General features: G+C 70.4%; 3 protein-coding genes. All 3 read right to left on the bottom strand.

The genetic code is table 11. From position 1 onward, the window contains the following. A partial coding sequence (locus SX243_10430) for a hypothetical protein (GenBank protein MDY7093373.1) occupies positions 1-222 on the bottom strand: 222 nt, incomplete at its 3' end. Then, positions 219-7700 (bottom strand): amino acid adenylation domain-containing protein, encoded by a 7482-nt coding sequence (locus tag SX243_10435; protein MDY7093374.1) that lies wholly within the window; start codon positions 7698-7700, stop codon positions 219-221. The genes SX243_10430 and SX243_10435, both read right to left, overlap by 4 nt. Then, complete coding sequence (locus SX243_10440; GenBank protein ID MDY7093375.1) at positions 7697-15478, bottom strand: SDR family NAD(P)-dependent oxidoreductase; 7782 nt, start codon at positions 15476-15478, stop codon at positions 7697-7699. Before SX243_10440 ends, SX243_10435 begins: the two co-directional genes overlap by 4 nt. Positions 15479-15543: the final 65 nt, after the last annotated feature.

Below are 15543 nucleotides of genomic sequence, written 5' to 3' on the forward strand. Positions count from 1 at the left end.
GCCCCGCAACGCGTAGAGCTGGGAGACGTGGTAGGCCGGCGTATCCCCCTCCAGCTGGTCGAGGAACCACAACTGCTGCTGGGGAAAGGAGAGGGGAAAGAAGCGCGGCTTGGCCTGCTTCTGGCGCATCAGCTTCTCCAGCAGCCGCCGCCGCTCCGCGCCGCTGAGCCCTTCCAAGTCCCGCGACGTCAGGTTCACCGGCTTCTTCTCTTCCGAGCTCATTCCGGCGCCTCCTCGGAACCCTCCGACAACATGTTCAGGAGCAGCGCGTCCACCTCGTCATCGGAGAGATCCTCCGCCGCCACCCCCATCCCGTCCTCTGATTCCTCGTCCGCCGATGGAATCATCGGCTCCGGCAGCGTGGCGCCGGAGGTGACCCCGCTGTCCTCCTCCACCAGCCGCGCCAGCCGTTCCACCGTCGGGCGTTGGAAGAGAGCGCTGAGGGGAATTTCCACTCCGTAGAGGTCCTGCAGCCGGGCCAGTACCCGAGTCCCGAGGAGGGAATGGCCACCGAGCTCGAAGAAGTCGTCGTGCAGACCCACCGGATGAATGCCCAACATCTCCTCCCACACCGCAGCGACCCGCTGCTGGTCTTCGGTCTCCGGCGCCACGAAGGGGTTGTCCAGATCCGGCCGGGGGCCGCCCCGGGGCTCCTCGGCGGCGGCCGGCTCGGGCGTCGCCGAGGGCTCAGCGGAGGGCGACGGAGCTGCCGAATCCCCAGGAGCCTCCAACGAAGCTGCGGTCTCCTTGCGGGTCTCGGCCTCCGCCGGCACCGCAGCCTTCGCCACCTGGCGTTGATAGCGCCAGCGGGTGCCACCGCGGTAGGCCACCGCCACCGTCTCCCCGTCCCCGGGCCCCGGTGACGACAGCTCCGCCAACACCTCTTCCGCGCTGACGCTGAGCTCATCGCTGGGCCGGGGCTCCAGGTCCAGATGCCGGCAGCCGGCGAAGGGCAGCCGCGTGGGCACCCGTTGGCACCGGCGGGCCATGGCAAGGCGTTCTTCCTGTACCGCTCCATTGCCCTCCGGACGAGGATCTCCCTCGAGCCGTTGTCCACCGGTGGTCACCACCTCCAGCGTCAGAGCCTGGGTGGGAAGCTTTTCCGCCAGCGCCGCCGTCAGCTGCTCCATCGCCCCCGGCCCGAGCTCTCGCGCCGCCTGGCGAGCGCTTCCGGGGAGCACCTCCGGAGGATCTCCACCGGCGCTCCACAGCATCAAGACCCGCCGGGGAGGCTCGTCCGCCAGCAGATCCAGCAGCTGATGGAAATCCTCCCGCCGCCGCGGATCGACGGTGAAGGCGTCGTCGTCCAGGCGCCGCAGCTCCGACGCGGCCCACACCCGTACCGGACACACGCCGGCGGCCTGCAATTTGTCGCTCACCAACTCGCCCAGGCCGTCGTCGTCGGTGAACACCAGCCACCGCTGGCCCACAGGCCACGGATGACTCTGCACCGCCGCCGGTGACCAGCCGCCGGTTTCCACCGCCACCGGCGACGGCAGTTCCGCCACCGAGCCGGGATCCAGCGTGTCTGCCGGCACCGCCGGTGCCTCTGCCGCCACCGGCCGAGGCTCCCGCGCCGCTTCGACCCAATAGCGCTGACGCTGGAAGGGATAGCCCGGCAGCGACACCTTGGGCGGCGGCTCGCCGGCGTGGAACCGGCGCCAGTCCACCGGTACTCCACACAGCCACAATCGTGCCAGCGCGGTGAGCAGCAGCAGGTGATCGTCGCCCTCCTGCTGAGGATGACGAAGGGAATTCACCGCCGGAGCCTGGGGCCGGCTACGGCGGGCGAAGGTGGTCAGCACCTTGCCCGGACCGACCTCCAAGAAGACCGGGTCGAGCTCCTCCGCCAGGGTCTCCACCGCCGCCGCGAAGCGCACCGGATTGCGCAGATGGGCGACCCAGGTCTCCGGGTTCGTCGCCTCCTCATCGCTCATCCAGGTCCCGGTGAGATCGGAGACCAGGGGCAGCTCCGGGGCCGCCAGGGAAACCTTCTCCACCGCCTGGCGGAAGCGCTCCGTGGCGGGCTCCATCATCGAGGAGTGGAAGGCGTGGGAGGTGTGCAGGCGCCGGTGCTCCACCTCGTGCACCGCCAGATCCCGAGCCAGGGCGTTGACCGCCGCCTCGGGGCCGGAGACGACGCACAGACCCGGGGCATTGACCGCCGCCAGGGAGAGCTCGTCCCCGAGCTTCTCCGCGACCTCTTCGGCATCCAGGGAGACGCTGAGCATGGCCCCCTTCGGTAGCTCCTGGATCAGCCGGCCGCGCAACACCACCAGCTCGGCGGCATCCTCTAGAGACATCACCCCCGCCAGGCAGGCGGCGGCGTATTGGCCCACCGAATGCCCCACCAGGGCCTGAGGCTCCACCCCCCAGGCGCGCCACTGGCAACCCAGGGCATATTCGACCGCGAAGAGAGCCGGCTGGGTGAGGGCGGTCTGCCGTAGACGCTCCCCCGCCTCCGCCTCTTCCCCCGCCGGCGGCAACAACAGGGCGCGAAGATCCTCCCCCAGGGATGGCGCCATGAGCTCGGCGCAGCGGTCCAACCGGTGCCGGAACTCGCCTCCGGCGTTGTACAGATCCCGCCCCATGGCGGCGTATTGCGAACCCTGGCCAGAGCACAGGAAGACCACCGGCCGCTCGCTACGGGACCGGCGGCTCCAGCGTCGCAGTGGATCCGCCAGCGCCCGGGCGGCGTCCGCGGCGTCGGTGGCGAGCACGGCGCGACGGTGCCGGAAGGCCCGGCGCCCCGCTTGCAGGGTGTAGGCGACGGAATCCAGAGGCAGGTCCGGCCGTTCGTCGAGGGTCTTCGCCAGAGCTACCGTAGCCTCCTCCAGAGCGCTCTCGTCCCGCGCGGATAGCACCAGCAGATGGGGGCCCTCCGAGGCCTCCCGAGGCTCCCGCGCCGGCGACTCCTCGAGGATGGCGTGGGCGTTGGTGCCGCCGATGCCAAAGGAGCTCACCGCCGCCCGCCGGGGCTCGTCGCCCCGGGGCCACGGCCGCAGCTGGTGGTTGACGAAGAAGGGACCGGCGGCGAAATCGAGTTTCGGGTTGGGCTTTTCGAAATGCAGGCTGGGCGGGATGGCTCCCTGCTCCAGGGCCAGCGCCGTCTTGATCAGGCCGGCAACCCCCGCCGCCGCGTCCAGATGCCCCAGATTGCTCTTCACCGAGCCCAAAGCGATGCTCTCCGCCTCGGCGCTGCCGCCGTAGGCCTGGTTGAGGGCGGTGACCTCGATGGGATCCCCCATCTCCGTGGCGGTGCCGTGACCTTCCACATAGCCCACCGAGCTAGGCTCTACTCCCGCCGCCCGCAGGGCATCCCGCAACACCGCCGTCTGCCCCTCGACGCTGGGGGCCGTGTAGCCGACCTTGGCGGCGCCGTCGTTGTTGATGGCGGAGCCACGGATCACCGCCCGCACCGGATCGCCATCGGCGAGAGCCCGGGACAGGGGCTTGAGCAGCACCGCCGCCACCCCGTTGCCACCCACGGTGCCGTGGCCGTCGGCGTCGAAAGGCCGGCAGTGGCCGTCCGGGGAGAGGATCATCCCCGCCTGGTAGCGATAGCCGGCACGCAGCGGCAGTCGCACCGTGGCGCCCCCCGCCAGGGCCATGTCGCACTCGCCGTCCCGCAGGCTGCGGCAGGCCATGTGCACCGCCACCAGGGAGGTGGAACAAGCGGTCTGGACGTTGACGCTGGGTCCTTTGAGGTCGAGTTTGTAGGACACCCGGGTGGGCAGGAAATCTTTGTCGTTGGACAGGGTCACCTGGTAATCCCCGAGGGCCGCCATGAGCTTTGGCTGGGTCGCCAGATGGCGGGTCAGATAGGTGCTCTGGGTGAGGCCGGCGAAGACCCCGATGCGCCCGCCGTAGCTGCCGGGCTCGCAGCCTCCGTCCTCCAGGGTGTGCCAGGCGACCTCCAGAAAGAGGCGCTGCTGGGGGTCGAGGATCTCCGCCTCCCGCGGCGTGAAGCCGAAGAAGCCGGCGTCGAAATCCTCGACGCCGTCGAGCACCGCCGCCGCCGCCACGTAGTCCTTGCGCCGGCGCTCCTCCACCGACACTCCGCTGGCCTCCAGCTCCTCGTCGGTGAAGAAGGAAACCGCTTCTTCGCCTCCGCAGAGATTCCGCCACAGCTCGTCCACCGACCAGGCCCCCGGAAAGCGGCCGGCCATGCCGATGATGGCGATGGGCTCGTGGGCTCCGAGGGACTGGGCGGGGGCCGCGGCGACGGCAGAGTCCCCCGCCGCCAGCTCCGCCGACTCCTCTTCGAGCTCCGCCGAAGCTTCCACGCCGTCCCCCAGCAGGCGCCGCGCCAGCGATCGGACGGTGGGGAATTGGAAGATCTCCACCGCCTTCAGGGGGTTCTCGAGGTCCTCGAGCTGAGCGTCCAGGCGATCCAAGACCTCCCCAACCAGCAGCGAATGGCCGCCGAGATCGAAGAAGCTGGCGTCGGGATCCACCTCGTCGAGCTTCAACACCTCAGCCCACACCCCAGCGATGAGCTTGCGCAACCGCAGCTCCCGCGGGCTGGCGGCGCCCCTCCGGCGGCCGCTGGGGGAGCGCCGGCCGGACGCTTCCTGGGCCCCGGAGCCGGCGGTGACCTCTGCTTCGAGGCGGCGAGCCAGCTTGGGCAAGGCCCGGCGATCCACCTTGCCGTTGGGGGTCAGGGGCAGATGGTCGAGGACGTGAATCTGCCCTGGCACCATGTACTCCGGCAGCCGACTGAGCAACGCTTCCCGCAGGCGCTCCCCCAGCGCCGCAGGATCCTCTTCCCGGATCGCCGCATAGCCCACCAGCCGCGGATCGGTCTCGGCGTTCTCCACCAACACCGCCGCCGCCTTCACCGACGGCTGCTCGAGCAGCGCCGCTTCGATCTCCCCCAGCTCGATGCGGAATCCGCGGATCTTCACCTGATCGTCGTTGCGGCCGATGAATTCCAGCTCACCGTCGGGCAGATAGCGAGCCAGGTCGCCGGTGCGGTAGAGCCGCTCGCCGGCCTCGCCGCCGAAAGGATCCGGCACGAAACGCTCGGCGGTGCGCGCCGGCTGCCGGCGGTAGCCGCGGGCGAGACTGCGGCCGCCGACATAGAGCTCTCCCACCACCCCCACTGGCTGCGGCGACATATTGGGCCCCAAGACGTAGGTGCGCAAATTGGGCAGCGGACGGCCGATGGGAGGCCGGCGTCCCGACGGCTGGGCCGCAACTTGGGAGCTGGTGGAGACCACCGCCGACTCCGTGGGGCCGTAGTGGTTGATCACCGCGAAGGGCGGCGGTGGATCCGGTAGCCGATGCAGGGTAGCGCCGCCGGTGAGGAGGGTCCGCAGGGGCAGCTCTGCGGGCCCCTTCTCAGCCAGCGCCGGTTGGGCCAAAACCGCCTCCGCCAGGGGCGTGGCCATGAAGCACAGATCGATGCGCTGCTCTTCCAGCCAGCGCAGCATGCGGCCGCCGGAAGCCCGGTCTTCCTCGCTGGGGATGAGGATCGCGGCACCGGCGGTGATGTGGGCCCACAGCTCCCACACCGCGGCGTCGAAGCCAGGGCCGGCGGTGGTGGCGGAGCGGTCTCCGGGGCGGACGCCGAAAGCTTGATGGTGCCAGTGCACCAGGTTGGCCAGGCCGCGGTGGGAGACTTCCACCCCCTTGGGCCGGCCGGTGGAACCGGAGGTGTAGATGAGATACGCCAGGCTCTGCGGAAAGACCCACCGGGGCTGCAACTGCGGACCGCCCCAATCATCAGCCTCGGCGGCCGCCAACACTTCGTGGAGCACCAGCACCGGCGTGTCCAACGCCTCGAAGCGCGTCGCTTGATCGGCGCTGGCCAGCACCAAGGTGGCGCCGCTGTCGGTGGCCATATAGCTCAGGCGGCGGTCCGGGTAAGCCGGATCCAGGGGCAGATAGGCCCCTCCCGCCCGCACCACCGAGAGCACCGCCACGATCTGCGCCACGGAGCGTGGGGCACACACCGCCACCGGCGCCTCGGCCGGGGCTCCGGCAACCCGGCGCTGCTCCTGGATGACCGCCGCCAGCCGTGCCGTCAGCCGGTCCAGCTGGCCGAAGCTCAAAGCTCGGCCGGGCTCCTCCACCGCCAGATTGTCGGGCCGCTGGCGCATCTCCGCCTCCAGCAGGTCCATCACCGACAGATCTTCCGGCCAGGGCATGCGGGTGGCGTTCCAGGACTCCAGCAGCTGCGACCGCTCCGCCGCCGGCAGCAGCGTCAGCCGGTCCAGGGGCACCTCCGGCTCCTCCACCGCCGACGCCAACAAGGTCTCCAGATGCCCGGCCATGCGCGCCGCGGTGGCGGCGTCGAAGAGCCCGGTGTCGTACATCAGCAGGCCGCCGACGGAACGGTCCGTCTCCAGCAGGTGGAAGGTGAGATCGAATTGCCCCTCCTGCTGGGATAGGGGTACGGCCTGCCACTCCAGCCCCGCCAGGTTAGAGCTCGCCGCCGGATCTCCCAGCAGCAGACCGGAGATGCCGTGGCGGTCCATCTTGGTGGACTCGACGGCGAAGGCGACGTCGAAGAGGGGCCCGCGGCTGGGGTCCCGATCGATGCCCAGGCGCTCCACCAGCAGGGGAAACGGCAGCTCGCCGTGCTCCAGAGCCGAGAGGGTGGTGCCCCGGGCCTCCTCCACCAGATCGGCGAAGCTGCGCCGGCCCCGGGGCCGGCAGCGCAAGACCATCATGTTGGCGAAATAACCCACCACCGTCTCCAGCTCCCGCCGCTCGCGACCGGCGATGGGCGAGCCCACCAGAATGTCCCGCTGACCGGTGTAGCGGTAGAGCAACGCCATGAGCCCCGCCAGCAAGGTGGCGAAGAGGGTGGCGCCCTGGTCCCGGGCCAGCCCTCGCAGCCGCTGTGCCAGCTCGGGACCGAGGTCGAAGCGGTGGGTGTCACCGGCGAAGCTCTGGGTGGCGCTGCGGGGCCGGTCGGTGGGCAATTCGAGGGTCGGCGGATCTTCCAGCCGCTGGGTCCAATAACTCAGCAGCTCCTCGCCCCGGGGGCCGTCGAGGAGCGCCTGCTGCGCCTCGACGTAGCGCCGATAGGTGGTGGGCGGCGCCGGTAGCTTGAGGCTCTTGGGACCTTCCAGGCGCCCATCGACGGCGGCGGGATAGAGCTGGTGCAGCTCTTCGAGCATGATGCCGAAGGACCAGAAATCCACCGCGATGTGATGGGCCACCATGACGAAGGCATGGTCCTCTTCGTCGCGCCGGAACAGTCCCCAGCGCAGCACCGGCCCGGTGCCGAGATCGAAGGGACGGCGGCTGTAGGCCTCGAGCTCCGTCAGCAGGGCCTCGTCATCGCCGCTCACCGTGAAGCGCTCCAGGGGCACCGAAGCATCCCGATGGACCCGCTGAACCGCCTTGCCGGGCTCCTCCGGAGCGCCGCCGAAGGTGGCTCGCAGACTCGGATGGCGCTGGACGATGCGATCGAGGCAACGCTCCAGCGCCGGAACGTTCAGCGGCGAACGGATGCGGGCGGCGAAGAGCACGTTGTAGGCGAAGCTCTCCGGCGCCATGCGATAGAGGAAGAAGAGCGCCTGCTGGCCGACGGAGAGGGGATAGACGGAGGGTTCGGAAGCAAGCCCCGATGGGGTTTCCGCAGGAGCTTCCGTCGCCTCTTGGGCGCGTTGTTCCAGCAGACGGCGCAGCAGCTCGCGGCGCTGGGCCGCGTCCACCGGCGGGCGGGGATGGTCGTCGCGGCTCATGAAGCCTCCTCCAGGGCCATCATCTGTTCCAGCAGAACTTCGACTTCGGCGTCGGAGAGATTGTCGACGGAATCCAGCAGTCGCCGGGCGCCGTCAGCATCGAGCTCACCCCGATCGAGGCCACCTGTATCGAGAACGCCGGAGGAACCTCCGGGCAGATCCCCATCGAGCTCCCGGAGAAGATCCGATGTGCCGACGGCAGCGCCGGTGGCAGCCGGTCCGGAGCTCCTCGCTGCCCCGCTTGCGGGCGAGATCTTCTGGGTCAGGTCGGCAGCCAGCTCCTCGATGCTCGGCCCCTGGAGGAATTGCACCACCGAGAGCTCGACCCCGAGATCCGACTCCACCCGATTCTTGATCTCCACCGCCATTAGGGAATCGAGGCCCAGGCGATTGAGGGGGCGTTCCAGGTCCAGCCGTTCCACCGGCAGCTCCAACACCTGGGCCACCTGCTCGGCGAGATAGTCGACCATCTCGTCGCCGCTCATCCCGGCGGCGGCAGCATCCCCCGCCGAAGATTCCTGGGGCGCCTCCAGCGGCGGTGCCGAAAGCTCCAGCAGCCGCCGCAGACTCGGGGCCGAGGAGGCCGCAGGATAGGCGTCGAACCACACCGGCCACTCCGCCGGCAGGGCGGTGACCACCGCCGGGGTGTCGTCGGTGCCCAACCAGCCGTCGAGCCAGTCGAAGGCCTGCTGGGGCGACAGCGCCTCCATCCCTTGGGGCGCGCTGACCCCCTCCCGGGCGGCCATGCCGATGCCCTCCCAGCCGGGCCACCGGATGCTCAACGCCGGCAAGGAGCGCGCCCGGCGATATTCCGCCAGCGCGTCGAGGAAGGCGTTGGCGCCGGCATAGACCGCCAACCGGGGCGAGGCCAGGACTGCAGAGACCGAGGAATAGAGCACGAAGAAGTCCAGTTCCGCCGAGGACCCGAAGACCGCGTGCAGGTTGAGACCGCCCACCACCTTGGGCGCCAACACCGCCACCGTCTCCTCCGTGGACAGCTCGTGAACACCGTTGATGGAGACCAGCCCGGCGGCATGGATGACCCCTCGGATCTCCGGGGCACCGACTTGCCGGCGCTCTTCCACCAGCTGCTCCAATGCCGTCCGGTCCCCGACATCCAGCGCCACCGTTTCGACCTCGGCCCCGCCCCGGCGCAGCTCTGCCAGCGCCCTCAGACGGGTCAGGGAGAGCTGGTCCTGGGCTTCCGGATCCGGCACCGTCCGGCCCACCAAGACCAGGTGGCGAGCTCCGTGGCGAAGCAGCCAGCTGGCGGTGGCGAGGCCCAGGTCTCCCAGACCTCCGGTGATCAAGTAGGCGGCGTCGGGGCGTATCTGCACCGTCCCGGTGGGTTCGGGACCGGCAGGGACCAGCCGCGGCACCAGCCGCTGACCGCTGCGCAGAGCGATCTGGTCCTCGCGGGCACCGGTGGTGGCGGAGAGCAATTCCTCCGTCAGCGCCTCGATGGACGCGGTGATGGGCAGCGAGGGATCCAGGTCCACCAAGCCGCCCCAATGGGCCGGCTGCTCCTGGGCGAAGGTGCGGCCGAAACCCCACAGCGCCGCCGTCGGCAGACTCGCGCCCCGGGCCGCACCGGCCACCGTCTGGGCACCATGGGTGACCAACCACAAGCGGCCGCCGCGCTTGAACGCCGTCAAGCCCTGATGCAGCCGCACCGCATCCAAGACTCCCGTGGTCTCATCCTGCTCCTCGCCCCCGGTGGCCAGCAGCACCACCCCGGCGAAGGTGGAGGGCAGCGGGCCGTGGGCACTCTCCAGGGCCGCCCACAGCAGCTCGCCGGTGGGCAGCCGCGGCTCCTCCGAACCGGCACCGGCGGCCACCGTCACCGCCGCACCGTGGCGCTGCAGGGCCCGGGCCAGGGCCTGCACCGCGGGCCGCTCCCGGCCCACCACCAGCCACGAGCCGGGAGCCGCGGCCGGCAGCGCCGGCGAGACCGGAGACCAGTCCATCTTGAGCAGCGGCCCCATCTTCAGCGCCTCGGCTCCAGGCTCCGCCACCGAAGCATCGCCGGAGGATTCCCGTCTCTGCTCCAAGCGCTGGACGATCAACCCATCGCAGGTGGCCACCGCCTCCCCCACCGGGTCGAAGAGCTCGATGCGCGCGCGCAGTCGATGCTCCTCGTCGGACACCGGCGAAACCCGGGCACGGCACCACAGCTCGGAGGCCGGTGGCCGATGAATGCGGAAGCTCTCCAGCAGCACCGGGAGCCAGGGCACCCGGTCGCCGCCCCCCACCTCCGGGGGAATCGCCGCCGCCAGAGTTTGCCAGGCGGCGTCCAGGAGCGCCGGGTGCAGGCGATAGGACAGCGCCTCCGCCACCAGGGCCTGAGGCGTCTCGATGCGCGCCAGGGCTTCGGCCCCCCGGCTGTGGATCTCGGCGATGCCGCGATGGCAGGGGCCGTAGTCCAGCCCCAGGGAACGCAGATGAGCGTAGTGCTCCCCGCCGGGATGAGCCGCTCCCAGCGCCTCTCGGAGAGCTCCCAGGTCCGCGGCTTCAGGACCCGAGGTAGACGCCGCCTCCTCACCCACCTGCCCCTGGGTCACCTGCCCCTGGGTCACCTGTCCCCGGGTTACCTGCCCCCGGGCATAGAGCTGCGGCTCGCGCCCGCCGTGGGACGCCAGGCAGCGGAAGCTCCACCGATCATCCTCCTGCGGGCCGGGTTCCAGCTCCAGCCGCAGGGTGACGCTGCCGTCCTCCGGCAGGAAGAGGGCACGCAGGACCTCCACATGGCGGACTTCCCGGTCGCCGGCCCCCCACTCCTTCTCCGCCGCTTCCTGGACCATCTCCAGATAGCAGGCGGCGGGCAGCACCAGGGCGCCCTGGACCCGGTGATCGTCGAGGAAGGGGTAAGGCTCCACACCCACCTCCGTCTCCCAGACGAAGCTCGTTGCATCGTCTCGGGAGTCCGGGTCCGCGGTGCGCTGCCCCAGCCAGGGGAAAGCCGTTTCCCCGGCCGCCGGCCGCCGGGAGCCGTCGCCCGCTGCGGCGTCCTGCCAGCGGGGATCGCCGGGGACGCCGTCGAGCCAGTGCCGTTCCGGCTCGAACGGATAGGTGGGCAAGGCCACCGCCGGACCGTCGAAGAGAGCCTCCCAGCGCGGATCGCAGCCGTGGGCGTAGAGCCCGCCGAGGGCATCGAGGACGGCCCGCCCATCGTCGATGTCCCGATGCAGGGAGCCCAGGAGGGCCACCGAGCCGGTGGGCAGCGCGCGGCGGGCCATGGACAGGAGGGTGGGGTGCGGCCCCACTTCCAAGAGCACCTCGCAACCGAGCTCCACCAGATGCGCCACGCTGTCGGCGAAACGCACCGTGGACAGGGCGTGGCGGCGCCAGTAGGCGGCGTCCGGAGCAACCCCCTCCGCCAGCGCCTGGCCGTCGAGGTTGGAGATCAGCGGCACTTTCGGCGGGCGGTAGCTGAACTTCTTGGCGAAAGCCTCGAAGCGATCCATCACCGGCTCCAGGAGCGGTGAATGGAAGGCGTGAGAGACCTTCAGCCGCCGGGATTCCACATCCTCCGCGGCGAGGGTCCGGATGGCCCGCTGGATCTCCTCCGCGGAGCCCGAGAGGACGGTGCTGCCGGGGCCGTTGACCGCCGCCACGGAGACATCCAAACCGGCGTCCTGAATGATCCGTAGGACTCGCTGTTCCCCCTCCCGCACCGACGCCATGGCACCGCCTTCCGGCAGCTCCTGCATCAGCCGGCCGCGCTCGGCCACCAGCTCCAGAGCCTCTTCCAGCTCGAGAACGCCGGCGACACAGGCGGCCACGTACTCGCCGACGCTATGCCCCAAGACCATGTCCGGCTCGATGCCCCAGCTGCGCCACAGCTCCGCCAGGGAGTATTCGAGAGCGAAGAGGGCGGGCTGGGTGAAGGCGGTTTGGTGTAGCAGCTCCGACTCCCAGCCCTCGCCGTGGATCACCGTCAGGAGGGGATATTGCAGACGCTCCTCCAAGACCGCGGCGCAGCGGTCGAGGGCCTGTCGGAAGACCGGCTCGCGCTGGTAGAGGACGCGGCCCATGCCCGGGTATTGGGCACCCTGGCCGGTGAATAGAAAACCCAGCCGCGGTGGCCGGCCGGCGGGACGGCGGCCGTTGCGTACCTCCGCCGGACCCGCGGTGGCGAAACGCTGCAGTTGGTGAGCGGCTTCCTCCGCCCCCTCCGCCACCAACGCCAAGCGCTCCTCGAAGTGGCTGCGGCGCCGGGCCGCCGACGGGATGACCGCTCCCCAAGGGCTCTGGGCTTTCGCAGTCTGGGGCTCCACCAGGAACCGGGAGAAGCTAGCCGCCTGGCGCCGCAGCGCGCCTTCGGTGCGCGCCGAGAGCACCAGCAGCTGGGGTCCTTCGAGAACCGGTGCCGGCTCCGGAGGCGGTCCCTCGGCGAGCACCACGTGGCAATTGGTGCCGCCGAAGCCGAAGGAGCTGACCCCCGCCACCCGCCGCCGCTCGCACCGCGGCCAGGGCTCCGGGGCGGTGGGTACCCGCACCGGCAGACTGGCCCAGGAGAGGCGCGGGTTGGGCTCCTCGAAGTGTAGATGGGGCGGCACCGTGGCGTGCTCCAGGCTGAGCACCGTCTTGATCAGGCCGGCGATGCCGGCGGCGGCCTCCAGGTGGCCGATATTGGTCTTCGCGGAAGCGAGAAAGAAGGGAGTCTCGAGATCCCGCCCCGCTCCCAGCACCGCGTCGAGAGCCCGCACCTCGATGGGGTCGCCCAGGGGCGTGCCGGTGCCGTGGGCCTCCACCAGGTCGACCTCCGAACCGCTCACCTTCGCCGCCGCCAGGGCCCGGCGCAGGACGTCCTCCTGAGCGCGGCCGTTGGGGGCGGTGAGGCCATTGCTGCGGCCGTCCTGATTGATCGCCGAGCCGAGGACTACCGCCAGCACCCGGTCACCGTCCCGCTGAGCGTCGCTCAGCCGCTTCAGGGCCACCATGCCGCAACCCTCGCCGCGGACATAGCCGTCGGCGGCGGCGTCAAAGGTCTTGCAACGGCCGTCGGAGGCCATCATCCGAGCCTGGGAGAAGGTGACGGTCCAATCCGGCGACAGCATCAGGTTGACCCCGCCGGCCAGGGCCAGGTCGCACTCGCCGTCCCGCAGGCTGCGACAGGCGTAGTGCACCGACACCAGGGACGACGAGCAGGCGGTATCCAAAGACACGCTGGGTCCCCGCAGATCGAGCAGGTAGGAGAGCCGGTTGGCGGCGATGCTGGCGGCGTTGCCGGTGCCGGCGTAGGCGTCGATGAGCTCCGGCGCGCCGTATTGGAGATGCCGGTAATCGTTGGTGGAGATACCGACGAAGACACCGGTGGCGGAGCCTTCCAGCTCGCCGGGTACTACCCCGGCGTGCTCCAAAGCGCTCCAGGCCACCTCCAGGAGGAGCCGCTGCTGGGGATCCATGCGCGCCGCTTCCCGGGGCGAAATACCGAAGAAGTCGGCGTCGAAGCGATCCACCTGCTCCAGGAAGCCACCCCAGCGGGTATTGCTCTTTCCCGGTGTCGCCGCTTCGGGGGCGTAAAGCGCCTCGGCGTCCCAGCGCTCCGCCGGCACCGGCCGGATGGCGTCGACACCGTCCTCCAGCAGTCGCCAGAAGGCCTCGGGGCCGTCGGCGCCGGGAAAACGGCAGCCCACCCCCACCACGGCGATGGGCTCGCCGGGGCTCGGTGCTGCCGCCGCGGTCGGTACGGCAGCGGCGCCGGAGCTCACGGCGGATCCCTTGGCCTCGGTGAGGAAGCTCGCCACCTGCTCCACCGTCGGATGCTCGTAGAGCAGGGTCGCCGGCAGCTCCCGGTCGAGCCAATCCTCCAGCTCACCGGTGAGGCTGACGGCAGCGGCGGAATCGAGGCCGTAGCGGGCGAAGGGTTGGGTGCGGTCCAGCTCCTCCGGGGAAAAGCCCAGGCGGGCGCCCAGGCGCTCGGTGAGCCAGGCCTCGATCTCCCGGCGGCGGCGCAACGACTCGTCATCCGCCGCCGCGATCCCCTCGCCGGGGGTCGCCGGTGCCACGGCCGGGGGCCGGCGGGCGGTGTGCTCCGCCACGATCTCCAGCTCGCCGTCGAGGAATGCCTGGCGAGTGCCGGCGCGCTGAATCTTGCCGCTGGAGGTCTTGAGAATGCTCCCCCGGCGGATCAGGCGCAGGCCCCAAACTTCGATGTCGTGGGCCTCCGAAACCGCCTGGCGTACGGCGCCGGCGAGCTCCTCCAGCTGGTCCGGCTGGAAGCTGCGCTCCACCTCCGCCGCCACCACCAGCCGCTCCTCGCCGCCCTCCTCCACGGAAAAGGCAGCGCAGGAGTTGGTGCGCAGCAAGTCGTGGCAGCTCTCCACCGTCACCTCGATGTCCTGGGGGAAGTGGTTGGAGCCGCGGATGATGATCAGATCCTTCATCCGGCCGGAGACGTAGAGCTCGCCGTCCTGCAGGAAGCCCAGATCGCCGGTGCGCAGGTAGGTGGTATCGGACTCGCTGCCGTCCCCCTGCACCAGGCGGGCCCGGAAGACCGGCTCGCTGTCCCGCTCCCGGCGCCAGTAGCCCCCGGCGACGCTGGGGGACGCGGTCCACACCTCCCCCACCACACCAGTGGGGCGGCGGCGGCGGGTCTCGGGATCGACGATGACCACCTCCACGTCCCCGTTGGCGGTGCCACAGCTCACCACCGAGCGGACCGTCGCCCCCGGCAGCGCCTTCTCGACCCGCCCTTCCTCGAGGCCGGCGGCATCGACCTCCAGCACTCTCGCCTGGGGCTCTCGGGTCTCCCGCGTGGTCACCAACAGCGTCGCCTCCGCCAGGCCGTAGGCCGGGTAGAAGGCGCTACGGCGAAAACCGCAGGGCTCGAAGGCCTTGAGGAAGCGCTCTACGGTCTCGGCACGAATCACCTCGGCGCCGCAGCTCGCCACCCGCCAGACGCTGAGGTCGAGGCCTTTGCGGCGCTTCTCCGGAATCCGCTCGACGCAGTGGTCGTAGCCGAAGTTGGGCGCGGCGCTGTGGGTCACCCGATATCGGCTGATGGTCTGCAGCCAGCGCAGGGGCCGGCGCAAGAAGGCCAGGGGCGAGAGGATGTACGCGGGAATACCGCTGAACGCCGGCTGCATCAGCCCTTCCACCAGACCGTAGTCGTGGAAGTAGGGCATCCAGGTGGTGGCCGCGCTCTCGCTGCCGTAATTCCAGCGCCGGCGGTTGTAGCTCAGATTGTGCAGGATGTGGCTGTGCCCGATCATCACCCCTTTGGGCGCCGAGGTGGAACCGGAGGTGTATTGCAAGTAAGCCAGAGTCTCCGCCGTCAGCTCCGGACGGCGCCATTCCTCGGACCAGTCCACCGGCGTCTTCTCCGTCGCCAGCCGCGGTAGGCGGCCCAGCGCCGGCAGGCTGTCGTCGACCTTCTCCAACAGCTCGAGGATGCCCGCGGTGCCGAGGATGATGGAGGCTTCCGAATCTTCGACGATGGTCTGCAGCCGCGGCAGGGAACGCTTCAGGCGGGCGGCGTCCGGCGGCGGTGCCGGGATGGCGATGATGCCGGCGTAGAGGCAGCCGTAGAAGCCGGCGAGAAAGTCCAGGCCACCGGGAGGATAGAGCAACAGAGCGCGCTCCCCGGGACGGTGTCGCTGGGCCAACAGGGCCGCTACCGCGCGCGCTCGGCGATCCAGCTCGCCGTAGGTCCACTGAGCCCCCTCTTCATCACCGTCCACCATGTAGGTGTAGGCACGGCGCTGGGGCTGCTCCTGAGCCCGCCGCTGCAGAACGTCCACGAAGGTCTGAGCCTTCGTCATCTCGTCGCTCATTCCAGATCACTCCGTCAAAACACGCTCGCTGGGAGCGTCAGTCCAGCCCTACAAGCTTCCCTGTT

The sequence above is a fragment of the Acidobacteriota bacterium genome (genome assembly GCA_034211275.1).
In the GTDB taxonomy this organism is placed as follows: domain Bacteria; phylum Acidobacteriota; class Thermoanaerobaculia; order Multivoradales; family JAHZIX01; genus JAGQSE01.